16 protein-coding genes and 1 pseudogene are annotated in these 25,597 nt (G+C 55.6%); 10 read left to right on the top strand and 7 right to left on the bottom strand.

Annotation, left to right across the window (positions count from 1 at the left end; translation table 11 throughout):
• Positions 1-9: 9 nt before the first annotated feature.
• The 3 genes from M2422_RS07075 to trxB all read right to left on the bottom strand — a co-directional run bounded on the left by M2422_RS07075 (position 10) and on the right by trxB (position 4,580).
• A complete protein-coding gene (locus M2422_RS07075) occupies positions 10-1,731 on the bottom strand; it encodes a heme ABC transporter ATP-binding protein/permease CydC (protein WP_064672207.1) in 1,722 nt (573 codons plus the stop codon).
• Entirely contained in the window at positions 1,731-3,497 is a 1,767-nt protein-coding gene (locus M2422_RS07070; RefSeq protein ID WP_064672208.1) for a heme ABC transporter permease/ATP-binding protein CydD, read from the bottom strand. Before M2422_RS07070 ends, M2422_RS07075 begins: the two co-directional genes overlap by 1 nt.
• A 114-nt stretch (positions 3,498-3,611) precedes the next feature.
• Entirely contained in the window at positions 3,612-4,580 is a 969-nt protein-coding gene (gene trxB / locus M2422_RS07065) for a thioredoxin-disulfide reductase (protein WP_064672209.1), read from the bottom strand.
• Positions 4,581-5,124: 544 nt separating this feature from the next.
• Here trxB and lrp point away from each other — a divergent pair.
• From lrp to M2422_RS07015, 10 genes are all read left to right on the top strand, one after another.
• Positions 5,125-5,619: a leucine-responsive transcriptional regulator Lrp gene (lrp, locus tag M2422_RS07060; RefSeq protein WP_000228469.1), complete on the top strand. Its 495-nt coding sequence runs from the start codon at positions 5,125-5,127 to the stop codon at positions 5,617-5,619.
• A 135-nt stretch (positions 5,620-5,754) separates the two neighbouring features.
• The gene (locus M2422_RS07055) at positions 5,755-9,465 is read left to right on the top strand and encodes a DNA translocase FtsK 4TM domain-containing protein (RefSeq protein ID WP_064672210.1); all 3,711 of its coding nucleotides are present in this window, start codon (positions 5,755-5,757) and stop codon (positions 9,463-9,465) included.
• A gap of 128 nt (positions 9,466-9,593) precedes the next feature.
• Positions 9,594-10,208 (top strand): outer membrane lipoprotein chaperone LolA, encoded by a 615-nt coding sequence (gene lolA / locus M2422_RS07050; RefSeq protein WP_023310983.1) that lies wholly within the window; start codon positions 9,594-9,596, stop codon positions 10,206-10,208.
• A gap of 9 nt (positions 10,209-10,217) precedes the next feature.
• Positions 10,218-11,561, top strand: coding sequence for a replication-associated recombination protein RarA (gene rarA / locus M2422_RS07045; protein WP_033145084.1), 1,344 nt, complete (start codon positions 10,218-10,220; stop codon positions 11,559-11,561).
• Positions 11,562-11,653: 92 nt separating this feature from the next.
• Complete coding sequence (gene serS / locus M2422_RS07040) at positions 11,654-12,946, top strand: serine--tRNA ligase (protein ID WP_064672211.1); 1,293 nt, start codon at positions 11,654-11,656, stop codon at positions 12,944-12,946.
• Between the two features lie 211 nt (positions 12,947-13,157).
• Complete coding sequence (gene dmsA / locus M2422_RS07035) at positions 13,158-15,602, top strand: dimethylsulfoxide reductase subunit A (RefSeq protein WP_064672212.1); 2,445 nt, start codon at positions 13,158-13,160, stop codon at positions 15,600-15,602.
• A 10-nt stretch (positions 15,603-15,612) separates the two neighbouring features.
• Positions 15,613-16,230: a DMSO/selenate family reductase complex B subunit gene (locus tag M2422_RS07030; RefSeq protein WP_047061494.1), complete on the top strand. Its 618-nt coding sequence runs from the start codon at positions 15,613-15,615 to the stop codon at positions 16,228-16,230.
• 1 nt (position 16,231) lies between these two features.
• A complete protein-coding gene (locus M2422_RS07025; protein ID WP_064672213.1) occupies positions 16,232-17,095 on the top strand; it encodes a dimethyl sulfoxide reductase anchor subunit family protein in 864 nt (287 codons plus the stop codon).
• A gap of 275 nt (positions 17,096-17,370) precedes the next feature.
• Positions 17,371-18,519 carry an MFS transporter gene (locus M2422_RS07020; protein WP_047742311.1) on the top strand — a complete coding sequence of 383 codons (1,149 nt, stop codon included), beginning with the start codon at positions 17,371-17,373 and terminating at the stop codon, positions 18,517-18,519.
• A gap of 123 nt (positions 18,520-18,642) precedes the next feature.
• Positions 18,643-19,164 carry an anti-virulence regulator CigR family protein gene (locus M2422_RS07015; protein ID WP_023310990.1) on the top strand — a complete coding sequence of 174 codons (522 nt, stop codon included), beginning with the start codon at positions 18,643-18,645 and terminating at the stop codon, positions 19,162-19,164.
• Between the two features lie 36 nt (positions 19,165-19,200).
• Here M2422_RS07015 and pflA read toward each other — a convergent pair whose 3' ends face one another.
• From pflA to ycaO, 4 genes and pseudogenes are all read right to left on the bottom strand, one after another.
• Positions 19,201-19,941: a pyruvate formate lyase 1-activating protein gene (gene pflA, locus M2422_RS07010; RefSeq protein WP_064672214.1), complete on the bottom strand. Its 741-nt coding sequence runs from the start codon at positions 19,939-19,941 to the stop codon at positions 19,201-19,203.
• Between the two features lie 204 nt (positions 19,942-20,145).
• Positions 20,146-22,427, bottom strand: a pseudogene (pflB, locus tag M2422_RS07005) (formate C-acetyltransferase).
• A 51-nt stretch (positions 22,428-22,478) separates the two neighbouring features.
• A complete protein-coding gene (focA, locus tag M2422_RS07000) occupies positions 22,479-23,336 on the bottom strand; it encodes a formate transporter FocA (RefSeq protein ID WP_008499974.1) in 858 nt (285 codons plus the stop codon).
• Positions 23,337-23,742: 406 nt separating this feature from the next.
• Positions 23,743-25,503 carry a 30S ribosomal protein S12 methylthiotransferase accessory factor YcaO gene (ycaO, locus tag M2422_RS06995; protein ID WP_259140296.1) on the bottom strand — a complete coding sequence of 587 codons (1,761 nt, stop codon included), beginning with the start codon at positions 25,501-25,503 and terminating at the stop codon, positions 23,743-23,745.
• Between the last annotated feature and the right edge of the window lie 94 nt (positions 25,504-25,597).

The following is a 25,597-nucleotide window of genomic DNA, read 5'->3' as shown; positions in this document are numbered from 1 at the left end:
AAATATAGTCTACAGACGCTGTTTAAACTGGTAGTAGCGACCCTGTTTCGCCAACAGCTCTGCGTGACTACCTTGCTCAATAATGTGTCCGTTGTCCATCACAATTATCCGATCAAAACTCGCCAGTCCGCGCAGGCGGTGTGTGACCATCAGCACGGTTTTGCCGGTCATGACATTCGCCAGCAAATCAAGGATTTGGCTCTCGGTGGTGGCATCCAGCCCCTCGGTGGGTTCGTCGAGCAGCATCAGCGGCGCATCGTGCAGCAGCGCGCGCGCAATTGCCAGACGGCGCAGTTCACCGCCGGACAGCTGACGGCCGCCTTCGCCCAGCCAGCTGTTTAGCCCGTCGTCCTCAAGCAGTTTTTGCAGCCCGACCTGCTCCAGCACGGCGCGAAGCGCATCATCAGAGGCCTCTGGCGCGGCCAGCAGCAGGTTATCGCGCAGTATGGCGCTAAACAGATGCACGCGCTGCGGAACGACGCTCACCGTCTTGCGCAGGGCCTGCTCGCTGAAATCGGTCAGCAACGTGTTATTAAAACGAATCTGTCCGCGCTGCGGATCCCAGGCGCGGGTCAGCAACTGCAGCAGCGTCGATTTACCGCAGCCGGTACGGCCGAGGATCGCCATCCGCTGTCCTGCATTAACAGAAAGGTTGATACCGTCCAGCGCGTTCTGCGCCTGTTTGTCATAGGCGAAGGTGACATCTTCAAGCGTCAGCGCAACCTGCTCTGGTACCGCGGTCTGCCCGGCACTGAACGTGACTTCAGGCTCCTGCTCGGCAATCTGCGTGATGCGCAGGGCAGAGGCGATCACCTGGCCCAGATGCTGGAAGGCGCCCGTTACCGGGGCCAGCGCCTCAAACGCCGCCAGCGCGCAGAAGACGAAAAGGGCAATAAGAGGACCCGGCTGTGAATTCCCCCCGACATCGCCGGAAGCCAGCCACAGCATGGCAATCACCGCCACGCCGCCGATTAACATCATCAGCGCCTGAGAGAAGGCCGTCAGCTCCGACTGGCGGCGCTGGGCCTCATGCCAGTTAAGCTCCGTACTTTCCATGCGGGCGCGATAGCGCTTGCTGGCGCCAAAAATCGTCAGCTCTGCCTGCCCCTGAAGCCAGGAGGTGAGCTGCTGGCGGTAGTCTCCGCGCAGGCGCGTCAGGTTTTCCCCGGTGGATTTCCCGGCGCGGTAAAACAGCGGCGGCAGAATGATGAGCGTCAGCAGCATGATCCCGCCCAGCGTCAGCGCAACGGAAACATCCAGAACAGACAGCCCCAGCGTGACCACCACAATCACCACAAACGCGCCCACGATCGGGGAAATCACGCGCAGGTACAGGTGATCCAGCGTGTCGACATCCGCAACGACACGGTTAAGTAACTCACCCTGACGAAAACGCGCCAGCCCGGCAGGGGAGAGGGGCAGCAGTTTGCTAAAGGTGTAGATGCGCAGGTGCTGCAGCACGCGGAAAGTGGCGTCGTGGCTGACAAGACGTTCGAAATAGCGCCCGGCTGTACGGGTGATGGCGGTACCGCGAACACCGGCAGCCGGGAGCATATAGTTGAAGCTGTATAAACCGGCAAAGCCCGCGACGGCCGAGGCCGACAGGAACCAGCCGGAAAGCGTGAGCAGGCCAATGCTGGCGAGCAGCGTGACAATCGCCAGCACAATCCCCAGCGTCAGCATCCATTTGTGGCGTTTATAGAGCGCAAGATAAGGCAGCAGAGCACGCATCAGATGTCCTCCTGACGGTTCGCCAGCAGGGCGGCAAACGGTCCCTGGGCGGCAACGAGAGAGGCGTAATCGCCTTGCTCAACAATACAGCCGTCCTCCATGACCCAGATCTGGTCCCAGTCGGCAATCCCCTCCAGCTGGTGGGTAACCATCAGGGTGGTTTGCTGCAGGGAGGCGGCGTTCAGGGCCTCCATCACGCGCTGCTCGCTGTGGGCATCCAGGCTGGCGGCGGGCTCATCCAGCAGCATCAGCTGACAAGGATTCAACAACGCGCGGGCAACGGCCACGCGCTGCGCCTGTCCGACCGACAGCCCGGCGGACTGGTCGCCGACCACGGTATCTACCCCCTGCTGAAGCAGCGACAGAAACTCGCTGACCCAGGCGCGGTCGAGCACCGACTGCAGTTCATCTTCACGCGCGTCCGGGCGCGCCAGCAGGATGTTTTCACGCAGCGTAGAGGCTGGAAGCTGCGGGTTTTGTCCTACCCAACTGAGCTGTTTACGCCAGGCGTCTGGATCGAGGTTACGCAGTTCGGTTTTGTTGATCCGCAGTGAACCCGTGTAGGCCATAAAGCCGGATAGCGCATTCAGGAGCGAGCTTTTACCGGAACCGCTGGTGCCGACGAGCACCACCCGTTGTCCGGCAGGTAAGGTAAAGTTCAGCGGACCCGCGAGCACTTTGCCTTCGGGTGACAGAATAGAAAAGTCCTGCGCTTCAATCGTCACGGGGTCTTTAGCATTCAGGGTCACGTCACCCCGCTCCGGGTGTGCCAGCGGCGTTTCCAGGAACGTTTTCAGACTATCGGCTGCGCCAACCGCCTGCGCTTTGGCGTGATAGAAGGTTCCCAGATCGCGAAGCGGCTGGAAAAACTCCGGGGCTAGGATCAGCGCCAGGAAGCCGGCAGAAAGGGTTACCGCCGTGCCGTAATGGCCGAAATCCAGCGCGCCGAGATAGGAGAAGCCGAAATAGACCGCCACGAGGGCAATCGACAGTGAGGTAAAGAATTCCAGTACGCCGGAAGATAAGAAGGCGAGGCGTAACACTTCCATGGTGCGCTGACGGAAGTCCTGCGATGCCTGGCGAATGTTTTCGGTTTCTGCTTCACCGCGGCCAAAAATGCGTAATGTCTCCATGCCTCGAAGACGATCGAGGAAATGACCGCTCAGGCGACCCAGTGCCAGGAAGTTACGGCGGTTGGCATCCGCTGCACCCATGCCGACCAGCGCCATAAACAGCGGGATCAGCGGGGCGGTGCCCATCAGAATCAGCGCAGCCATCCAGTTCACCGGGAAGATGGCGATCACGATCAGCAGCGGAACGAAGACGGCAAGGGCCATCTGCGGCAGATAGCGCGCATAGTAGTCGTGCATATCGTCAATCTGCTCAAGGATCAGCGTCGCCCAGCTACCGGCAGGTTTACCCTGGATCCACGCGGGCCCGGCTTCCTGAAGACGATCGAGCACCTGGCGGCGGATCTCGTAGCGGATGTGCTGACCGGCGTGAAAACCGACGCGCTCACGCAGCCACACCACCCAGGCGCGCAGGATAAAAATCAGGATCAGGACAATAAAAGGCAGCAACAGCGCTTCGCGCGGGATGTTCTCCATGATCATGTGATTAAGAATGCGGGCCAGCAGCCATGCCTGGGCAACAATCAACAGACCGCTAACGAACCCCAGGAGACGGGAAATCGTAAGCCAGCGGCGGGAAATAACGCTTTGCTGTTTCAGCCAGCGTGTTAACTCTTGTTGACGGGTTTTTTCCATTGCGTACTTTGCAGGTGACGTTATTAGAAATTGGGCAGCGCAATGTTACAACGGGGAGACAATAAAGGCGACTTATCGCCGCCTTTATTTACGTTTGTTACTGACTTGTAAAGATTATTTAGTTTGTTCAGCCAGTCCATCGAGGTAGCGTTCAGCGTCCAGCGCGGCCATACAGCCGGTGCCCGCAGAGGTGATCGCCTGACGATAAATATGGTCCATTACGTCGCCAGCCGCGAACACGCCCGGGATGCTGGTCTGGGTTGCGTTACCGTGAATGCCGGACTGCACTTTGATGTAGCCGTTTTCCAGCTCCAGCTGACCGTCGAAGATCGCGGTGTTCGGGCTGTGACCGATCGCCACAAACAGACCCGCCACTTCAAGCGTTTCGACGTTATCGGTGTTCTGGGTATCACGGATACGCAGACCGGCAACGCCCATCTGGTCTCCCGTCACCTCTTCCAGGGTACGGTTGGTATGCAGCACGATGTTGCCGCTGGCCACTTTATCCATCAGACGTTTGATCAGGATCTTCTCCGCGCGGAAGGTTTCGCGACGGTGGATCAGATGCACTTCAGAGGCAATGTTCGCCAGATAGAGCGCTTCTTCCACTGCGGTGTTGCCGCCGCCGATGACCGCGACTTTCTGATTGCGGTAGAAGAAACCGTCACAGGTTGCGCAGGCAGAGACGCCGCGGCCTTTGAACGCTTCTTCAGATGGCAGGCCGAGGTAACGGGCAGAGGCGCCGGTGGCAACGATCAGCGCGTCACAGGTGTATTCGCCGCTGTCGCCCGTCAGGCGGAACGGACGGTTCTGCAGATCGACCTTATTGATGTGGTCGAACAGAATTTCAGTTTCGAATTTAGCGGCATGCTCGTGCATACGTTCCATCAGCAGCGGCCCGGTCAGGTCGTTCGGGTCCCCTGGCCAGTTTTCCACTTCGGTGGTGGTGGTCAGCTGACCGCCTTTTTCCATGCCGGTGATGAGTACCGGGTGCAGGTTAGCGCGTGCAGCATAGACTGCTGCGGTATATCCCGCAGGTCCAGAACCAAGGATTAGCAGCTTACTGTGTTTGGCCGTGCCCATGAGATCCCCATTGTTGTTGGCAGACATTTGGCTGGATTGTAGGGAATTTGTTGTCGTAAAAAAAGAGCGCAGCAATTTTGATATCAATCTGTGTAATAGCCACAGACGATGAGTGGCGCGCTATAACATCACGCTTTCGCCTGAAAACCGGTCGTTTGTAAGGCAATAAAATGAGGATTAATACCCTGCCGTAATGAATATCCGGCATGTTGTACTAAAAAACGATGTTTTGCTTTGACAATCCCCTGCGCTTTTGCGAAAACATTCAAGGAAGAAAAAAAACCGCGTTAACCGTATGCCGCATAGGCATGCACGTAAATGCCATTTTTACCGGGTCAGTGAAATCTACGCATGGCGTGGACAGACGCCATACGTGATGTCGGTGACTGCCTTCGGGCAACGGTCTTCTTACCAACAGAACCCGAATCCGCATCGCGTCTAATACAAAACCAGGCGATGTGATGACTAACGGGTACAGGCTCTGAACAGTGATGTGCACAGGGTCCAGGCAGGAGTAGGGAAGGAATACAGAGAGACAATAATAATGGTAGATAGCAAGAAGCGCCCTGGCAAAGATCTCGACCGTATCGATCGTAACATTCTTAATGAATTGCAAAAGGATGGGCGTATTTCCAACGTCGAGCTTTCAAAACGTGTGGGACTTTCCCCGACGCCGTGCCTTGAGCGTGTGCGCCGACTGGAAAGACAGGGTTTCATTCAGGGCTATACTGCTCTGCTGAACCCGCATTATCTGGATGCCTCACTTCTGGTATTTGTTGAGATTACTCTGAATCGTGGTGCGCCGGATGTGTTTGAGCAATTTAACGCCGCTGTACAAAAACTTGAAGAAATTCAAGAGTGTCATCTGGTATCCGGTGATTTCGACTACCTGTTGAAAACCCGTGTGCCTGATATGTCCGCCTACCGTAAGCTGCTGGGGGAAACCCTGCTGCGTCTGCCAGGCGTGAACGACACCCGTACATATGTGGTGATGGAAGAGGTCAAACAGAGCAATCGTCTGGTTATTAAGACGCGCTAACACGGAACAGGTGCAAAATCAGCGTAGTTTGATTACACTCCTGTTAATCCATACAGCAACAGTGCCGGGGAGTCCCGGCGCTGTTGTCCGTTTTAGCAAAAAGGCAGGATATGCCTGATACCTGGAGAGCCTTTTTTGAGCCAGGAATACACTGAAGACAAAGAAGTCACACTATCGAAGCTAAGCAGCGGACGTCGTCTCCTCGAGGCTTTGCTGATTGTTATTGCCCTTTTTGCCGTCTGGCTGATGGCAGCCTTACTCAGTTTCAACCCCTCAGATCCCAGCTGGTCACAAACTGCATGGCATGAGCCTATCCATAATTTAGGCGGTGTCCCCGGTGCCTGGCTTGCGGACACGCTGTTCTTCATTTTCGGTGTGATGGCCTACACCCTTCCCGTCATTATCATTGGCGGATGCTGGTTTGCGTGGCGTCATCGTCAGAACGATGATTACATCGACTATTTTGCCGTGTCGCTGCGCCTGATTGGCGCGCTGGCGCTGATCCTCACCTCGTGCGGGCTGGCGGCAATCAATGCGGATGATATCTGGTACTTCGCCTCTGGCGGAGTGATCGGCAGTTTACTCAGTTCTGCGCTGCAGCCGATGCTGCACAGCAGCGGCGGCACGCTGGCGCTGCTCTGCATCTGGGCGGCCGGGCTGACGCTGTTTACCGGCTGGTCCTGGGTGAGCATTGCCGAGAAGATCGGAAGTTTTATCCTCACCATTCTGACTTTCGCCAGCAACCGTACCCGCCGTGACGATACGTGGGTTGATGAAGACGAATACGAAGATGAAGAGGAAGATGACGCGCCTGTGCAGCGTCGCGAGTCTCGTCGTGCGCGTATTTTGCGCGGCGCGCTGGCGCGTCGTCAGCGTGTTGCAGAGAAATTTGCCAACCCGCTGGGTCGTAAAACCGATGCGGCGCTCTTCTCCGGTAAACGCATGGATGAAGACGAGCAGGTGGCGTATCGCGCTGCGGGTGTCGCCGTCGATCCTGACGATGTGCTCTTCTCCGGCAGCCGGGCCACTCCGGGTGACTTCGACGAATACGATCCGCTGTTAAATGGCCATTCGGTTACCGAGCCGGTTGCAGCCGCCGCAGCCGCGACGACCGCTGCGCAGGCGTATGCCGCGCCTGTCGACGCCGTGATGCCATCCGCGCCGGTTTCGCCGCCGGAATCCGTTATTCAGCAGCCTCAGGTTGACTGGCAGACTGCGCCAGGCGTTCACACGCCGGAGCCGGTTATCGCGCCTGAACCTGAAAGCTACATCCCTGTGCAGCAGGAGCAGTGGCAGCAGCCATATCAGCCGCCGCAGCCTGCGTATGAACCGCAAGAGTCCCCGCACTATGAACAGCCTGTGGCCCAACCTTATCAGGAGTATGTGCCTGAACCGGTTGAACCTGTGCAGCCTTATGTAGAGCCGCAGCCTGAACCTGAAATCGTGGAAGAGGTAAAACCCTCTCGTCCACCAATGTACTATTTTGAAGAAGTTGAAGAGCGTCGTGCGCGTGAACGCGAGCAGCTGGCGGCCTGGTACCAGCCTGTGCCTGAACCGGTGCAGGAGCCGGTGACGAAAGCGCCTTCTGTTTCCGTTCCACCGATCGACCCGACGCCTGCAGTCGCACCCGTAGCGGAAAGCGTGAAGCAGGCTACCGCGGCCGCTGCCGTGGCTGCACCTGTCTTTAGCCTGGCAACAGGGGGCGCGCCACGTCCTCAGGTGAAGGAGGGGATTGGTCCGCAACTGCCTCGCCCTAACCGCGTTCGCGTTCCAACCCGCCGTGAGCTTGCCTCTTATGGCATCAAGCTGCCTTCCCAGCGTATGGCGGAAGAGAAAGCGCGCGAGCCTGAGTACGAAGATGACGCCGATGAAATGCAGCAGGACGAGCTGGCCCGTCAGTTCGCCGCGCAGCAGAATCAGCGCTACGGTAATGAATACCAGCACGATGAACCTATGCTGGAAGACGAAGAGGACGCGGCTGAAGCAGAATTGGCGCGCCAGTTCGCCGCCACCCAGCAGCAGCGCTATTCCGGTGAACAACCGGCTGGAGCAAATCCGTTCTCGCTGTCTGATTTTGAATTCTCGCCGATGAAGGATCTGGTGGATGATGGCCCTAGCGAGCCTTTATTTACCCCGAGCGTGATGCCGGAAGCGGAGCCTGTGCGCCAGCAGCCAGCACCACAGGCCTACGTGCAGCCGCAGCAGCCTGTTCAGCAGCCGTATGCGCAGCCGCATCAATCTGTTCAGCAACCGCAGCAGCCACCACAGCCGCCGCAGTTCCAGCAGCCTGCGCCTCAGCCGCAGGAAAGTCTGATTCACCCTCTGCTGATGCGTAACGGTGACAGCCGTCCGCTGCAGCGTCCAAGCACGCCGCTGCCGTCTCTGGATCTGTTAACGCCTCCGCCGTCAGAAGTGGAGCCGGTCGATACCTTCGCGCTGGAGCAGATGGCGCGTCTGGTGGAAGCGCGTCTGGCTGACTTCCGCATCAAAGCGGACGTGGTGAACTACTCGCCGGGTCCTGTGATCACCCGTTTTGAACTGAACCTGGCGCCCGGCGTTAAAGCCGCGCGTATTTCCAACCTGTCCCGCGACCTGGCGCGTTCTCTCTCGACCGTTGCGGTGCGAGTGGTGGAAGTGATACCGGGCAAACCGTACGTTGGCCTTGAGCTGCCGAACAAGAAACGTCAGACCGTCTACCTGCGTGAAGTGCTGGATAACACCAAATTCCGCGATAACCCGTCCCCGCTGACCGTGGTGTTGGGTAAAGATATCGCTGGCGATCCGGTAGTCGCGGATCTCGCCAAAATGCCTCACCTGCTGGTAGCGGGTACCACCGGTTCCGGTAAGTCTGTCGGTGTGAACGCCATGATCCTCAGCATGCTCTATAAAGCGCAGCCGGAAGATGTGCGTTTCATTATGATCGACCCGAAAATGCTCGAACTGTCGGTCTACGAAGGCATCCCACATTTGCTGACCGAAGTGGTCACCGATATGAAGGACGCCGCCAACGCCCTGCGCTGGAGCGTCAACGAGATGGAACGCCGCTACAAGCTGATGTCTGCGTTGGGCGTGCGTAACCTGGCCGGTTATAACGAGAAAATTGCCCAGGCTGTGCGCATGGGGCGTCCGATCCCGGATCCTTACTGGAAGCCGGGTGACAGCATGGATGCCCAGCATCCGGTGCTGGAAAAGCTGCCTTATATCGTCGTGCTGGTCGATGAATTCGCTGACCTGATGATGACCGTCGGTAAGAAAGTAGAAGAGCTGATTGCCCGTCTGGCGCAGAAAGCGCGTGCGGCCGGTATTCACCTTGTGCTGGCGACCCAGCGTCCTTCCGTGGACGTGATCACTGGTCTTATCAAAGCGAACATCCCGACGCGTATCGCCTTTACCGTATCCAGTAAAATTGACTCCCGTACCATTCTTGATCAGGGCGGCGCAGAGTCGCTGCTGGGTATGGGTGATATGCTCTATTCCGGCCCGAACTCCACCTCTCCGGTGCGTGTCCACGGTGCGTTCGTCCGCGATGAGGAAGTTCACGCCGTCGTGCAGGACTGGAAGGCGCGTGGTCGTCCGCAATACGTTGACGGTATTACCAGCGACACGGAAAGCGAAGGCGGCGGCGGTGGCTTCGACGGCGGCGAAGAGCTGGATCCGTTATTCGATCAGGCGGTTAACTTCGTTACCGAAAAACGCAAAGCGTCCATCTCTGGCGTGCAGCGTCAGTTCCGCATCGGCTATAACCGCGCAGCGCGCATCATCGAGCAGATGGAAGCGCAGGGTATTGTGAGCGAGCAGGGGCATAACGGTAACCGCGAGGTGCTGGCACCACCGCCGTTTGATTAACCTTCAGCGATTGCAAAGAAGGGTAAATCAGCCAAAATTAAGCATTTTCTTCTGTCGCCTGCCTTCGGGCAGGTCCAGAATAGAAGACGGAAACCCCATATCGGGAAGACGTATTTTAAGGAATAACAATGAAAAAAATCGCCATCGCCTGTGCATTACTCACCAGTTTTGTCGCCAGCAGCGTCTGGGCTGATGCAGCCAGCGACCTTAAAAGCCGACTGGATAAAGTAAGCAGCTTCCACGCCAGCTTCACGCAAAAAGTGACTGACGGCAGCGGCAACGCGGTGCAGGAAGGTCAGGGAGATTTGTGGGTAAAACGCCCAAATCTGTTCAACTGGCACATGACCCAGCCGGATGAGAGCATCCTGGTCTCTGACGGCAAAACCTTATGGTTCTTCAACCCGTTCGTTGAGCAGGCAACGGCGACCTGGCTGAAAGATGCCACCAGCAATACGCCGTTTATGCTGATTGCCCGTAACCAGTCCAGCGACTGGCAGCAGTACAATATTAAACAGACGGGTGACGAGTTTGTCCTGACGCCGAAAGGCAGTAACGGCAACCTGAAGCAGTTCACCATTAACGTAAGCACCAACGGTACGATTAATCAGTTTGGCGCGGTTGAGCAGGACGATCAGCGCAGCAGCTACCAGCTCAAGTCTCAGCAAAACGGCGCCGTTGATGCATCGAAATTCACCTTTACCCCGCCGCAGGGCGTAACGGTGGACGACCAACGCAATAAGTAAGAGGCGTGAGTGGGCAATCTGTCGCTCGATTTTTCAGATAACGCGTTTCAACCTCTGGCCGCCCGTATGCGGCCAGAAAATTTAGCGCAGTACATCGGCCAGCAACATCTGCTGGCTGCCGGTAAGCCATTGCCGCGCGCCATTGAGGCCGGGCATCTTCACTCCATGATCCTCTGGGGCCCCCCGGGCACCGGCAAGACCACGCTTGCAGAAGTTATCGCCCGCTATGCCAACGCGGACGTTGAACGTATCTCGGCGGTCACCTCCGGCGTGAAAGAGATCCGCGAGGCGATCGAGCGTGCGCGGCAGAACCGCAACGCCGGGCGGCGTACCATCCTCTTCGTGGACGAAGTCCACCGCTTCAACAAGAGCCAGCAGGATGCCTTCCTGCCGCATATTGAAGACGGCACGATCTTCTTCATCGGTGCGACCACCGAAAACCCATCGTTTGAACTGAACTCGGCGCTGCTTTCCCGCGCGCGCGTTTACCTGCTCAAATCGCTCACCACCGAGGATATCGAAAAGGTTCTCACCCAGGCGATGGACGACAAAGCGCGCGGCTACGGCGGACAGGATATCGTTCTGCCTGACGACACGCGTCGTGCGATTGCCGAGCTGGTCAACGGTGATGCGCGGCGTGCGCTGAATACGCTGGAAATGATGGCCGATATGGCCGAAATCGACGATGCCGGGAAGCGGGTGCTGAAACCGGAACTGCTCACCGAAATTGCGGGCGAACGCAGCGCGCGTTTCGATAACAAAGGCGACCGTTTTTACGACCTGATCTCGGCGCTGCATAAGTCCGTGCGCGGCAGCGCGCCGGATGCGGCGCTTTACTGGTACGCGCGCATTATCACTGCGGGCGGCGATCCTTTGTATGTCGCGCGTCGCTGTCTGGCGATTGCGTCAGAAGATGTCGGCAATGCCGATCCTCGCGCCATGCAGGTTGCGCTGTCGGCCTGGGACTGCTTCACCCGCGTTGGACCTGCGGAAGGCGAACGTGCCATTGCGCAGGCGATTGTTTATCTGGCCTGCGCGCCGAAAAGCAATGCGGTTTATACCGCCTTTAAAGCGGCGATGTCCGACGCGCGCGAACGCCCGGACTACGATGTGCCGGTTCACCTGCGTAACGCGCCGACCAAACTGATGAAAGAGATGGGGTATGGGCAGGAGTATCGTTACGCTCATGATGAACCCAATGCCTACGCTGCCGGGGAGGAATATTTCCCGCAGGAGATGGCACAAACGCGCTATTATCACCCCACAAACAGAGGTCTTGAAGGCAAGATTGGTGAAAAGCTCACCTGGCTCGCCGGACAGGATCAAAATAGCCCTATAAAACGCTACCGTTAGTTCAATCGTTGCGGTAATGTTGGCAATGTATCCTTGTGGCCGCAGGCTGTGGTCACATTTTCCTATTTTAATTCGATAAGCACAGGATAAGCATGCTCGATCCCAATCTGCTGCGTAATGAGCCAGACGCAGTCGCTGAAAAACTGGCACGCCGGGGCTTTAAGCTGGATGTAGATAAGCTGCGCGCTCTCGAAGAGCGTCGTAAAGTTCTGCAGGTACAAACTGAAAATCTGCAGGCAGAGCGTAACTCTCGATCGAAATCCATCGGCCAGGCGAAAGCGCGCGGGGAAGATATTGAGCCATTACGCCTGGAAGTGAACAAACTGGGTGAAGAACTGGATCAGGCGAAAGCTGAGCTGGACGTTCTTCAGGCCGAGATTCGTGATATTGCCCTGGCTATCCCGAATATTCCTGACGACAGCGTGCCTGTCGGCAAAGATGAAAACGACAACGTTGAAGTGAAACGCTGGGGTACGCCTCGTGAGTTTGACTTCGAAGTGCGCGATCACGTGACGCTGGGCGAAATGCACGTGGGCCTGGACTTTGCGGCAGCGGTTAAGCTGACCGGCTCCCGTTTTGTGGTGATGAAAGGCCAGATTGCCCATCTGCACCGCGCGCTGGCGCAGTTCATGCTGGATCTGCACACCGAGCAGCATGGCTACAGCGAAACCTACGTGCCGTATCTGGTCAACCACGATACGCTGTACGGTACGGGCCAACTGCCGAAATTTGCCGGCGATCTGTTCCATACCCGTCCGCTGGACGAGGAAGCAGACAGCAGCAACTACGCGCTGATCCCAACCGCTGAAGTGCCGCTGACTAACCTCGTGCGTGATGAGATCATCGATGAAGACGACCTGCCAATTAAGCTGACGGCACACTCTCCGTGCTTTCGTTCTGAAGCAGGTTCTTACGGTCGCGACACGCGCGGTCTGATCCGTATGCACCAGTTCGACAAAGTTGAGATGGTGCAGATCGTCCGCCCTGAAGAGTCCATGGACGCGCTGGAAGAGATGACCGGTCACGCTGAGAAAGTGCTGGAGCTGCTGGGTCTGCCGTACCGTCGTATGGCCCTGTGCACCGGTGATATGGGCTTTGGCGCCTGCAAAACCTTCGATCTGGAAGTGTGGGTGCCTGCGCAGAACACCTACCGTGAAATCTCCTCCTGCTCTAACGTCTGGGATTTCCAGGCGCGTCGTATGCAGGCACGCTGCCGCAGCAAATCTGACAAGAAAACCCGTCTGGTGCATACCCTGAACGGTTCTGGTCTGGCTGTGGGCCGTACGCTGGTTGCCGTGCTGGAAAACTATCAGCAGGCAGACGGTCGTATTGAGATCCCTGAAGTGCTGCGTCCATACATGAAAGGCCAGCAGTACATCGGCTAATTCTTTGCCTCACAACAAAAAAGCGCCTTAAGGCGCTTTTTTTATGCCTCTGAATTGACACGACGCAATACCCCCTCCCTCTAAAGTAGTAATACTCCTCCGAATGAAAGTCAGCATAAAAAGCTGATTACGTAAAAATTCGTTGTATATAAAACTACATAGCGGTTTGCGCCGCCACTCTTTTCTTTGTGAGCAACCAAAGTGAGTCTCTATGAAAATCAACGCGCCTGGAGCATTAATGGCTGCCGAGGTCACTCGCCGTGGGTTGATGAAAACCACGGCGATAGGCGGCCTGGCCGTAGCCAGCAGCGCCTTCACGCTTCCTTTTACCCGACTGGCCTCAGCGGCGGATGCACTATCCCCAGCTTCAGCTCCGGAAAAAGTGGTGTGGAGTGCTTGTACCGTTAACTGCGGTAGCCGTTGTCCGCTGCGTATGCACGTGGTGGATGGCGAAATTAAATATGTCGAAACCGACAATACCGGGGATGATAACTATGAAGGGTTACATCAGGTTCGCGCCTGTTTGCGCGGCCGATCAATGCGTCGTCGCGTGTATAATCCGGACCGCCTGAAATATCCGATGAAGCGCGTCGGTAAGCGTGGCGAAGGGAAGTTCGAGCGGATTAGCTGGGATGAAGCCTACGACATTATCGCCACCAATATGCAGCGCCTTATCAAAGAGTACGGCAACGAATCCATCTACCTGAACTACGGCACCGGTACGCTCGGCGGTACGCTGACCCGCTCCTGGCCACCGGGTAAAACGCTGGTGGCACGTCTGATGAACTGCTGCGGTGGTTATCTTAATCACTATGGTGACTACTCATCGGCGCAGATTGCTGCGGGCCTGAACTACACCTACGGCGGCTGGGCGGACGGCAACAGCCCGTCCGATATCGAAAACAGTAAGTTGGTCGTCCTGTTCGGTAACAACCCGGGCGAAACCCGCATGAGCGGCGGCGGGGTAACCTATTACCTCGAACAGGCCCGCGCCAAATCCAATGCCCGCATGATCATCATCGATCCGCGCTATACCGACACCGGCGCCGGACGTGAAGACGAGTGGATCCCAATCCGTCCGGGTACCGATGCAGCGCTGGTCTCGGCGCTTGCGTGGGTAATGATCACAGAAAACCTCGTCGATCAGCCTTTCCTGGATAAATACTGCGTCGGCTATGACGAGAAAACCCTGCCAGCCAGCGCGCCTGCAAATGGCCATTACAAGGCCTATATTCTCGGGCAGGGCAGCGACGGCGTGGCGAAAACGCCCGAGTGGGCGTCCACCATCACCGGTATTCCGGCCGAGCGTATCGTTCAGCTGGCGCGTGAGATTGGCTCGGCCAAACCGGCCTACATCAGCCAGGGCTGGGGACCGCAGCGCCATGCGAACGGCGAAATCGCGACTCGCGCCATCTCCATGCTCTCCATTCTGACCGGCAACGTCGGTATTCACGGCGGTAACACCGGCGCGCGTGAAGGCTCGTATGAAGTACCGTTCGAACGCATGCCGACGCTGGATAACCCGGTTCAGACCAGCATCTCCATGTTTATGTGGACCGATGCGATCGAACGTGGTCCTGAAATGACCGCCCTGCGCGACGGCGTGCGCGGCAAGGACAAGCTGGACGTGCCGATCAAGATGATCTGGAACTATGCCGGTAACTGTCTCATCAACCAGCACTCCGAAATCAACCGCACCCATGAAATCCTGCAGGATGATAAGAAGTGCGAGATGATTGTGGTCATCGACTGCCACATGACCTCCTCGGCGAAATACGCCGATATCCTGCTGCCGGACTGCACCGCCTCTGAACAGATGGATTTCGCGCTGGACGCCTCCTGCGGCAACATGTCCTACGTGATCTTTACCGACCAGGCGATTAAACCGCGCTTCGAGTGCAAAACCATCTATGAGATGACCTCTGAGCTGGCGAAACGTCTTGGCGTTGAGCAGCAGTTTACCGAGGGGCGTACACAGGAAGGTTGGATGCGCCATCTGCATGAACTCTCCCGTAAGGCGGTCCCTGACCTGCCGGATTTCGATACCTTCCGCAAGCAGGGTATGTACAAACAGCGCGATCCGGAAGGGCACCACGTGGCGTACAAAGCGTTCCGTGAAGACCCGCAGGCGAACCCGCTGACCACGCCGTCGGGCAAAATCGAAATCTACTCCGAAGAGCTGGCAAAAATCGCGTCGACCTGGGAGCTGCCGGAAGAGGACGTTATCGATCCGCTGCCGATCTACACGCCGGGTTTTGAAAACTATAACGATCCGCTGACGGCGAAATTCCCGCTGCAGCTGACAGGTTTCCACTACAAAGCGCGCGTGCACTCCACCTACGGTAACGTCGACGTACTCAAGGCCGCCTGCCGTCAGGAGATGTGGATCAATCCGATGGATGCCAAAGCACGCGGCATCAGCAATGGCGATCGCGTGCGTATCTTCAACGGCCGCGGCGAGGTGCACATTGAAGCTAAGGTGACGCCGCGCATGATGCCAGGCGTGGTGGCGCTGGGGGAAGGGGCCTGGTACAACCCTGATGCCAACCGCATCGACCAGGCGGGCAGTATTAACGTACTGACCACGCAGCGTCCGTCGCCGCTGGCGAAGGGCAACCCATCCCACACAAACCTTGTCCAGGTTGAAAAGGTTTAAGGAGTAGCCGATGACAACCCAGTATGGATTTTTTATCGATTCCAGCCGTTGCACCGGGTGCAAAACCTGCGAGCTGGCCTGTAAAGATTACAAAGACCTGACCCCGGACGTCAGCTTCCGCCGCATCTACGAATACGCCGGGGGCGACTGGCAGGAAGATAACGGCGTCTGGCATCAGAACGTCTTTGCCTATTACCTGTCGATTGCCTGTAACCACTGTGAAGATCCGGCCTGTACCAAGGTCTGCCCGAGCGGGGCGATGCACAAGCGTGAAGACGGTTTTGTGGTGGTGAACGAAGATGTCTGCATCGGCTGTCGGTACTGCCACATGGCGTGCCCGTACGGCGCGCCGCAGTACAACGCCGCCAAAGGTCATATGACCAAATGCGACGGTTGCCACACCCGCGTGGCGGACGGCAAAAAGCCGATTTGCGTCGAGTCCTGTCCGCTGCGAGCGCTGGACTTCGGTCCGATTGAAGAGCTGCGTCAAAAACACGGTCAGCTTGCCGCAGTGGCACCGCTGCCGTCTGCGCACTTCACGAAGCCGAGCATTGTGATTAAACCTAACGCCAACAGCCGTCCTACAGGTGACACCACCGGCTACCTGGCAAATCCGAAGGAGGTGTGAGATGGGAAGTGGATGGCATGAATGGCCGCTGATGATCTTCACGGTCTTTGGCCAGTGTGTGGCGGGCGGTTTCATTGTGCTCGCGCTGGCGCTGCTGAAGGGGAATCTCAACGCTGAACAGCAGCAGCGTTTAGTGTTGAGCATGTTTGGCCTGTGGGTGCTGATGGGAATTGGCTTTATCGCCTCTACGCTGCACCTGGGTTCGCCGATGCGCGCGTTTAACTCTCTGAACCGCGTAGGGGCATCGTCCCTCAGTAACGAGATTGCCAGCGGGGCAATTTTCTTTGCCGTCGGTGGGCTGGGCTGGTTGCTGGCCGCTATGAAGAAATTGCCTGCGGGTTTGCGCAGCCTGTGGCTGATCGTGACCATGGTGCTGGGCGTGGTGTTCGTGTGGATGATGGTGCGCGTCTATAACACCATCGATACCGTTCCAACCTGGTACAGCGTCTGGACGCCGATGAGCTTCTTCCTGACGATGTTTATCGGCGGGCCGCTGCTGGGCTACCTGCTGCTGCGCGTGGCGGGCGTAGACGGGTGGGCAATGCGTTTGCTGCCGGCTGTTTCTCTGCTGGGGCTGGTGGTGAGTGCGATGGTCGCCCTGATGCAGGGGGCAGAACTGGCAACCATTCACAGCTCTATCCAGCAGGCTTCTGCCCTGGTGCCGGACTACGGTTCTCTGATGGCCTGGCGCATTGTTCTGCTGGTCGCGGCGTTGGTATTCTGGATCGCTCCTCAGCTTAAAGGTTATCAGCCCGCGCTGCCGCTGCTGTCACTGGCCTTTGTGCTGGTCCTGGCGGGTGAACTGATTGGCCGCGGTGTGTTCTACGGGTTGCATATGACCGTTGGTATGGCTATCGCCAGTTAACGTTGCATTGAGTTATATCAAGCCGGGCCTGAGTGCCCGGCTTTTTCTTTTTTCGATCATGAAATTTTTCGACTGTCGTTTTGTTTTAATTTCGCCCATTAATAAATAAAAACAGACACATAATCAATATCTATAGCAGGCGTGGCATTAGCAGGATAAGTTTTTTAAATCGACAGGGAACATATTGTGCGAGGCGGCTAAATCAGTGGATTGACTTTGGTTTTGCCAGTGGCATGATGCGCACGAAATCTGAACTTCCTCACGGTTTTTAATCCATGACCACCTATACCCGGCCAGTGCTTCTGTTGCTTTGTGGCCTGCTTCTGTTGACCCTGGCGATCGCAGTGTTAAATACGCTCGTCCCGCTATGGCTCGCCCATGAAAACTTACCGACCTGGCAGGTGGGTATGGTCAGCTCGTCCTTTTTTACCGGGAACCTGCTGGGTACGCTAATGACCGGGAGCCTGATTAAGCGCTTTGGCTTTAATCGCAGCTATTATCTGGCTTCGCTGATTTTCGCCGCCGGGTGTGCCGGGCTGGGCCTGATGGTCGGCTTCTGGAGCTGGATGGCATGGCGCTTTATCGCAGGCGTAGGCTGCGCGATGATTTGGGTGGTGGTTGAAAGCGCGCTGATGTGCAGCGGCACTTCGCGCAACCGTGGACGCCTGCTGGCAGCCTATATGATGGTTTATTACGTCGGCACCGTGCTGGGTCAACTGATGGTCAGCAAGCTGCCAACCGACCTGATGAGCGTTCTGCCGTGGGTAACGGGCATGGTGCTCGCCGCGATCCTGCCGCTGCTCTTCACGCGCATTGTGAACCAGAACAGCGAGCATCAGGAAGCGACCCACGTCTGGCCGATGCTCAGACTCCGTCAGGCGCGCCTGGGCGTTAACGGCTGCATTATCTCGGGGATTGTACTGGGCTCGCTCTATGGCCTGATGCCGCTCTATCTGAATCATCAGGGCGTCAGCGATTCCGGAATTGGTTTCTGGATGGCGGTCATGGTGAGTGCGGGGATCGTCGGGCAGTGGCCGATTGGCCGACTGGCGGACCGCTTCGGCCGTCTGCTGGTGCTGCGCGTTCAGGTCTTCGTGGTCATTATGGGATGCCTTGCCATGCTCAGCAACGCCGCGATGGCGCCTGCGCTGTTTATTCTCGGGGCGGCCGGCTTTACGCTCTATCCGGTCGCGATGGCCTGGGCCTGTGAGAAAGTTGAACATCACCAGCTGGTGGCAATGAACCAGGCGCTGTTACTGAGCTATACCATCGGCAGCTTATTAGGCCCGACGTTTACCGCGATGCTGATGCAGAATTATTCCGATAATTTATTGTTTATCATGATCGCCAGCGTGTCGTTTATTTATCTCTTGATGCTGCTGCGCAAAGCAGGCGAGCATCCAACGCCTGTGGCACATGCCTGATTAAATAAAAGCCTGTCGATGACAGGCTTTTTTGTCCCTGTCACAACTAAGAGTTTTACTTATTGTTTGTTTATTGCGCCAGGCGATAATTCATGTGAGTCCTACCACTATAAGGCAGCAATCATGTCTATTCGTCGTTTTTCCACTACCGCACTTGCCGTAGTGTTGTCTTTAACGTTTGCAACGGCTCCGGTCATGGCTAATCCTGGAAACGGGAATGGCGGTGGTCACGGAAACGGTGGCGGGCAAGGTAATGGCGGTAATCATGGTAACGGGAATTCTGGTAACCATGGCAATAAGCAAAATAACGGTCAGGATAACCCTGGAAAATCGGATAAAAGCTTTAAAAGCAGTAAAGATGTCGGTAACGATGTCGACGCTCGCGTGAGCTTCGATCATGCCCGCCATCTGGCGCTGAATTATGGCTTAACGGGCTATGACTCTCTGCCTCCGGGTATCGCGAAAAACCTGGCGCGCGGTAAGCCGTTGCCTCCGGGCATTGCGAAGAAAACCGTGCCGGCCTCAATGCTGGGCCAGCTTCCTTCCTACCCTGGCTATGAATGGCGCGTGGTCGGAGACGACCTGGTCTTAATTGCGCTGAGTACAGCCATCGTGACGTCCGTTATTAACGGCGTCTTTAAATAGAATATAAAAAAGCCCGGTTCTCACCGGGCCTTTTCTTTAATACATCACCTTGTGGCCGTACTGTTCAAGAATACCTTTGACGCGTTCCATCGTCTCTTTTTTTGGCGGCTTCACGCCATCAAGTTTGTACTCTTCGCCCATTGCCACCCATTTATGTTTACCCAGCTCGTGATAGGGCAGAAGCTCGATTTTCTCGACGTTGCCCATGTCGCGGGTAAATTCCCCCAGGCGGTGCGCGGAGTCGTCGTCATCTGACCAGCCGGGAACCACCACGTAGCGGATCCAGGTTTTGATGCCTTTATCGGCAATGTATTTGGCGAATTCCAGCGTGCGGTGGTTTGAGACGCCAACCAGGTTCTGGTGGATCTCATCGTTCATCTGTTTGAGATCGAGCATCACCAGATCGGTCACTTCAAGCAGCTCGTCGATAACCGGATCGTAGCGGCGCACAAAGCCGTTGGTGTCGAGGCAGGTATGAATGCCTTCTTTATGGCAGGCGCGGAACCAGTCGCGGACAAATTCGGCCTGCAGAATGGCTTCACCGCCGGATGCGGTGACGCCGCCGCCGGACGCGTTCATAAAGTGGCGGTAGGTCACCACCTCTTTCATCAAGTCTTCAACGGTCACTTCTTTACCGCCGTGCGTATCCCAGGTGTCACGGTTATGGCAGTACATGCAGCGCATCAGGCAGCCCTGGAAAAAGGTGATGAAACGGATACCCGGGCCATCGACGGTGCCACAGGATTCAAAGGAGTGAATGCGACCAATAATTGACATTGCGGTGATATCTCCAGCATCGGCCCGTCCGGGGCCTGAGTATGCACAGCTCAAAGCCGGCTGTGTTGAAGTCTGTTTTGGCTGATATCCATAGAGTATAGATAGCGGACAAAAGAGACTGAGGTGGAGAGGGTGCTAAAAAGGCCCCACTGACGTGGAGCCTTTATTGTACGCTTTTTAACGCGTGATTTCAGTCAATTCCAGTTACATGGACTGAGTGAAAGTACGGGTGATAACGTCCTGCTGCTGTTCTTTAGTCAGGGAGTTAAAACGTACTGCGTAGCCAGATACGCGGATGGTCAGCTGAGGATATTTCTCAGGGTGTTCCATCGCGTCGAGCAGCATTTCACGGTTCATGACGTTCACGTTCAGGTGCTGACCACCTTCGATGGACGCTTCGTGGTGGAAGTAACCATCCATCAGACCCGCGAGGTTAGTTTTACGCACTTCGTCGTCTTTACCCAGCGCGTTTGGCACGATAGAGAAGGTATAAGAGATACCATCTTTCGCGTAAGCAAACGGCAGTTTAGCAACGGAGGTCAGAGAGGCAACCGCACCTTTCTGGTCACGACCGTGCATTGGGTTAGCACCTGGGCCAAATGGCGCGCCAGCACGACGACCGTCTGGGGTGTTACCGGTTTTCTTACCATACACAACGTTAGAGGTGATGGTCAGAACAGACTGAGTCGGGATAGCGTTACGGTAAGTAGTCAGTTTCTGAATTTTCTTCATGAAACGTTCTACCAGGTCAACCGCCATGTCATCAACGCGAGAGTCGTTGTTACCAAACTGCGGATATTCACCTTCGATTTCGAAGTCTACAGCCAGGCCGTCTTCGTCACGAATTGGTTTAACTTTCGCATATTTGATTGCAGACAGGGAGTCAGCAGCAACGGACAGACCAGCGATACCACACGCCATGGTGCGGATAACGTCACGGTCGTGCAGCGCCATCAGAGAGGCTTCGTAGCTGTACTTGTCGTGCATGTAGTGGATTACGTTCAGCGCAGTGACATACTGTTTAGCCAGCCAGTCCATGAAGTGATCCATACGTTCCATCACTTCGTCGAAGTTCAGAACGTCGCCTTTGATCGGCTCAGACTTAGGACCAACCTGCATTTTCAGTTTTTCATCAACGCCGCCGTTGATTGCGTACAGCATGGTTTTCGCCAGGTTTGCACGCGCACCGAAGAACTGCATTTGTTTACCAACAACCATTGGGCTTACGCAGCAAGCGATAGCGTAATCGTCGTTGTTGAAGTCCGGACGCATCAGGTCATCGTTCTCGTACTGCAGAGAAGAGGTATCGATGGACACTTTAGCGGCGAATTTCTTGAAGTTCAGAGGCAGTTTTTCAGACCACAGAACGGTGATGTTCGGCTCCGGAGAAGGACCCATGGTGTAAAGGGTGTTCAGGAAGCGGAAGCTGTTTTTGGTTACCAGAGTACGGCCGTCAACGCCCATACCACCGATTGATTCTGTTGCCCAGATTGGGTCACCAGAGAACAGCTCATCGTATTCAGGAGTACGCAGGAAGCGAACCATACGCAGTTTCATGACCAGGTGGTCAATCATTTCCTGAGCGTCTTGCTCGGTGATTTTGCCTGCTTTGATGTCGCGTTCGATGTACGCATCCAGGAAGGTGGATACGCGACCGAAGGACATTGCTGCACCGTTCTGAGACTTAACAGCGGCAAGGTAGCCGAAGTAGGTCCACTGGATAGCTTCCTGAGCGTTGGTCGCCGGACCAGAGATATCGCAGCCATATTTTGCCGCCATCTCTTTGATCTGACCCAGCGCGCGGTGCTGTTCAGCGATTTCTTCACGCAGACGGATAGTCGCTTCCAGGTTTACGCCGTTTTCCAGATCGGACTGCAGGGAAACAAACTGCGCGTACTTGTCTTTCATCAGGAAGTCGATACCGTACAGCGCAACGCGACGGTAGTCACCGATGATACGGCCACGGCCATACGCATCTGGCAGACCAGTCAGAACGCCAGATTTACGGCAGTTCAGAATGTCTTTGGTGTAAACATCGAATACGCCCTGGTTGTGGGTTTTGCGGTATTCGGTGAAGATTTTTTCAGCATTGGGTCCAGCTCGCGGTTATACGCTTTGCAGGAACCTTCAACCATTTTGATACCACCGAACGGGATGATTGCGCGTTTCAGTGGTGCTTCAGTCTGCAGACCAACGATTTTCTCAAGGGCTTTGTTGATGTAGCCAGCATCGTGAGAAGTGATGGTGGAAGCAACGGAGGTGTCAAAATCAACTGGCGCGTGAGTGCGGTTTTCCAGTTTAACGCCTTCCATTACGCTGTCCCACAGCTTGGTGGTCGCGTCAGTTGCGCCAGCCAGGAAGGATTCGTCACCTTCATACGGGGTATAGTTTTTCTGAATGAAGTCACGTACGTTTACTTCATTCTGCCAGTCACCTTTCGCAAAACCTTCCCAGGCTGTGGCTAACTTTTCATTAAGCTCGGACATGTAACACCTACCTTCTTAAGTGGATTTTTTATTTACTGCCTGAGAAAACCATCAATGATGATCGTCGCCACGCAGGTAAATGACCCAGTATGTCAACCCAACTAACAGACCCCCACCGATAATGTTCCCGATAGTGACAGGGATCAGGTTATCAGTAATGAAATTCATAATAGTCAGGTGAGAGAAACTTTCCGGGGATGAACCAACTGCGGTCCAGAACTCCGGGCTTGCAAAGTCGCGGATGACAATGCCCATTGGGATCATGAACATATTCGCGATACTGTGCTCAAAGCCGCTGGCAACAAACATCGCAACCGGCAGAACCATAATTAAGGCTTTGTCCATCAGGCTACGACCCGAGTAGCTCATCCATACAGCCAGGCAGACCATCAGGTTAGCGAGGATGCCGAGAGCAACGGCTTCGATAAATGTGTGGTGCATTTTGTGGTCGGCGGTTTGCAGGACGTTAAGGCCCCAGCCACCGTTGGCGGTCATGTACTCGCCAGAAAGCCACATCAACAAAACAAAGAGCAGACAGCCAACCAGGTTACCCACGTAGACGTTAAGCCAGTTACGTGCCAGCTGACCCCAGGTAATTCTTCCGCTGGCCTTTGCCACGACAATCAGCACCGTTGAGGTGAAGAGGTCGGCGCCGCAGATGACGCAGAGAATCAGACCCAGTGAGAAGCAAATGCCGCCAATCAGTTTGGCCATGCCGAAAGGCATTCCGGCAGTACCGGTGGTGGCGGTGATGTAGAAGACGAAAGCGATAGAGATGAACACACCAGCCGTGATCGCCAGATAGAACGTCTTCATCGGGTGTTTCGTTGCTTTATAGACACCCGCTTCTTCGGCAACTTTGGCCATCGCAGCAGGGAGTAAAAGATCAAAAGGGTTGTCAGCTTTCACACTAACTCTCTCTTTATTAAGTCGGCGACGAGATACTAACAAAGCATTATAGAAGAGAAATTGATATAGATCATATCTCGCCTGGCTTATAGGCCCGCAGTGTGTATGGTTTTACAGCAAATGCGGAGTAAGTATTTGATTATCCGTATAAAAATAAATTTTAAAAGTTATGAAAAGAGTTGAATTTTTTCGTTCAGCCACCTCTGACACAGTTAATTAATATGGAGTATTTACCATAAAAAGTAACAGTAAAGCCCAGGTAAATATTATTATATTTACCCATGTTTAACTTTATTATTACAATCAATAGTCATTGCCGAAGAAAATAAAAAACGGGGCAATGAAATTGCCCCGTAATATAGCCCAGACGATTGAATACGCCTACAGCTGGTAATGTTATGTGCGCTTATTTTGACCAGTAAGCGGCTTTTGCTTTCTGCAGTTTTTCGTAGGCCTTCAGCAGCGACTGATGCGCCGGGAAGGCTTTCAGATCGCTATCAACAGCCTGCAGGCCATAGAACGGCTCTTCGCCGCTCAGGGCTGCACTGGCTGCTTCTACGGCCTCAGTTCCGTACATCCGCACGAAAGCATTCAGGTATTGCAGCGGCTCGCGATCCTCTTCCTGGGCCAGCAGCAGCAGGGTTTGCAGGCAGCGGTAATAATTGGTGCGCTCGGCAGAGAAGACCGACTGGTTGAATTCCATGGTCCACTCGGTCCAGGCCAGGGCCTGATCCAAATCGCCACCCGCCAGGGCCAGCATCGCTTTCAGCTCACCGATGCGCAGGGTATACCAGCCGTTGTCTTTACCGGTCGCCAGGCCCAGCAGTTCGCGTACGCGGGTAAAGTCATCGTGGCCTTCTTCGTCCAGTTGGGCGATCAGGTTCAGATAATCTTCTTTCTCCCACTCGCTGCCCGGCAGAGCCAGCAGCGTTTCGCGCAGGTGCGCGCCCATGCTGTTATTCGCCAGCCACAGATCTTCAGCCGGGTAGATGTCGGACATGCCTGGAACAATAATGCGGCACGCGTATACGCCAAGGTGTTCGTAGTCGGCAATATAAACTTCCCGATCTTCCGCGTTGAAGATCGCCATCAGCGTGGCGAACTCTTCTTCCGTGGTACCGGCAAAGCTCCAGTCCACGAACGGATAGTCGGCGTCCTGCTTGAACATATCCCAGGAAATTAAACCGCTGGAGTCGATGAAGTGGGTTTCAAGGTTGGTATGCTCGGCCACTTCTTCATCGTCAAACGTTGGCGGGGTGAAGACGTCGAGATCTTTCAGGCTACGGCCCTGCAGCAGCTCGGTAACGGTACGCTCCAGCGCCACGCCGAAGTCAGGGTGCGCGCCGAATGAGGCGAAGCAGGTACCGTTGGCCGGGTTAAACAGCACTACGCAGATAACCGGATACTTACCGCCCAGCGAGCCGTCATAGGCAAAGATCGGGAAACCTTCTGCTTCCAGCTTAGCGATGGACTCCACTACGCCCGGGTAGCGCGCCAGCACGTCTGCCGGAATTTCTGGTAGGCTGATGGATTCAGCGATGATGCGGTTTTTAATGTGGCGTTCGAAAACTTCAGACAGACCCTGCACGCGTGCTTCATTGCGGGTGTTACCGGCGGACATACCGTTGGACACATACAGGTTGCCGACGATGTTCATCGGAATATATACGGTCTGCTCGTCAGACTGACGGGTGAACGGCAGGGCGCAGATCCCACGGTCTTCATTGCCAGACTGCAGATCGATCAGCATGCTGGCGGTCAGTTCGCTGTCTGGATCGTAGAAGGCACGCAGGCGCGCGTCGAGAATACCTTCCAGCAGCTCGTCATCTTCGGTCAGCGGGAACCATTTTTCATTTGGATAGTGAATGAACGGGCCGTTAGCGATGGTTTCGCCCAGCCAGAAGTCAGCGAAGAAATAGTTGGTGGACAGACGCTCAAAATACTCACCCAGCGCAGAGGCCAGTGCCGCTTTTTTTGTCGCGCCTTTACCGTTGGTAAAGCACAGGGCACAGTCTTTATCGCGAATATGCACGGACCAGACGTGAGGTACCGGATTGAGCCAGGAGGCTTCTTCGATGTTAAAACCCAGGTCGGTCAGTTTCTGCTGGAAGCGAGCGATGGAATCTTCCAGAGCGGCGTCTTTGCCGGGGATAAACGTTTGAGTCATGGCGTTCACTTTTATCGTACGTAAAGCGCGCAATGATACGGGTTTTGCGTGACGGGTGCTATCTTCGGCGAAAATAAAAGGCTGGGCTATGCTT

It is taken from the genome of Enterobacter sp. SLBN-59 (assembly GCF_024807915.1).
In the GTDB taxonomy this organism is placed as follows: Bacteria; Pseudomonadota; Gammaproteobacteria; order Enterobacterales; family Enterobacteriaceae; genus Enterobacter; species Enterobacter asburiae_B.
This window is presented reverse-complemented; position numbering and strand designations above follow the sequence as displayed.

Coding starts and splice junctions, on each gene's coding strand:
- M2422_RS07075 (WP_064672207.1), bottom strand. CDS start 1,731: ATGCGTGCTCTGCTGCCTTATCTTGCGCTCTATAAACGCCACAAATGG.
- M2422_RS07070 (WP_064672208.1), bottom strand. CDS start 3,497: ATGGAAAAAACCCGTCAACAAGAGTTAACACGCTGGCTGAAACAGCAA.
- trxB (WP_064672209.1), bottom strand. CDS start 4,580: ATGGGCACGGCCAAACACAGTAAGCTGCTAATCCTTGGTTCTGGACCT.
- lrp (WP_000228469.1), top strand. CDS start 5,125: ATGGTAGATAGCAAGAAGCGCCCTGGCAAAGATCTCGACCGTATCGAT.
- lolA (WP_023310983.1), top strand. CDS start 9,594: ATGAAAAAAATCGCCATCGCCTGTGCATTACTCACCAGTTTTGTCGCC.
- serS (WP_064672211.1), top strand. CDS start 11,654: ATGCTCGATCCCAATCTGCTGCGTAATGAGCCAGACGCAGTCGCTGAA.
- dmsA (WP_064672212.1), top strand. CDS start 13,158: ATGAAAATCAACGCGCCTGGAGCATTAATGGCTGCCGAGGTCACTCGC.
- M2422_RS07030 (WP_047061494.1), top strand. CDS start 15,613: ATGACAACCCAGTATGGATTTTTTATCGATTCCAGCCGTTGCACCGGG.
- M2422_RS07025 (WP_064672213.1), top strand. CDS start 16,232: ATGGGAAGTGGATGGCATGAATGGCCGCTGATGATCTTCACGGTCTTT.
- M2422_RS07020 (WP_047742311.1), top strand. CDS start 17,371: ATGACCACCTATACCCGGCCAGTGCTTCTGTTGCTTTGTGGCCTGCTT.
- M2422_RS07015 (WP_023310990.1), top strand. CDS start 18,643: ATGTCTATTCGTCGTTTTTCCACTACCGCACTTGCCGTAGTGTTGTCT.
- pflA (WP_064672214.1), bottom strand. CDS start 19,941: ATGTCAATTATTGGTCGCATTCACTCCTTTGAATCCTGTGGCACCGTC.
- ycaO (WP_259140296.1), bottom strand. CDS start 25,503: ATGACTCAAACGTTTATCCCCGGCAAAGACGCCGCTCTGGAAGATTCC.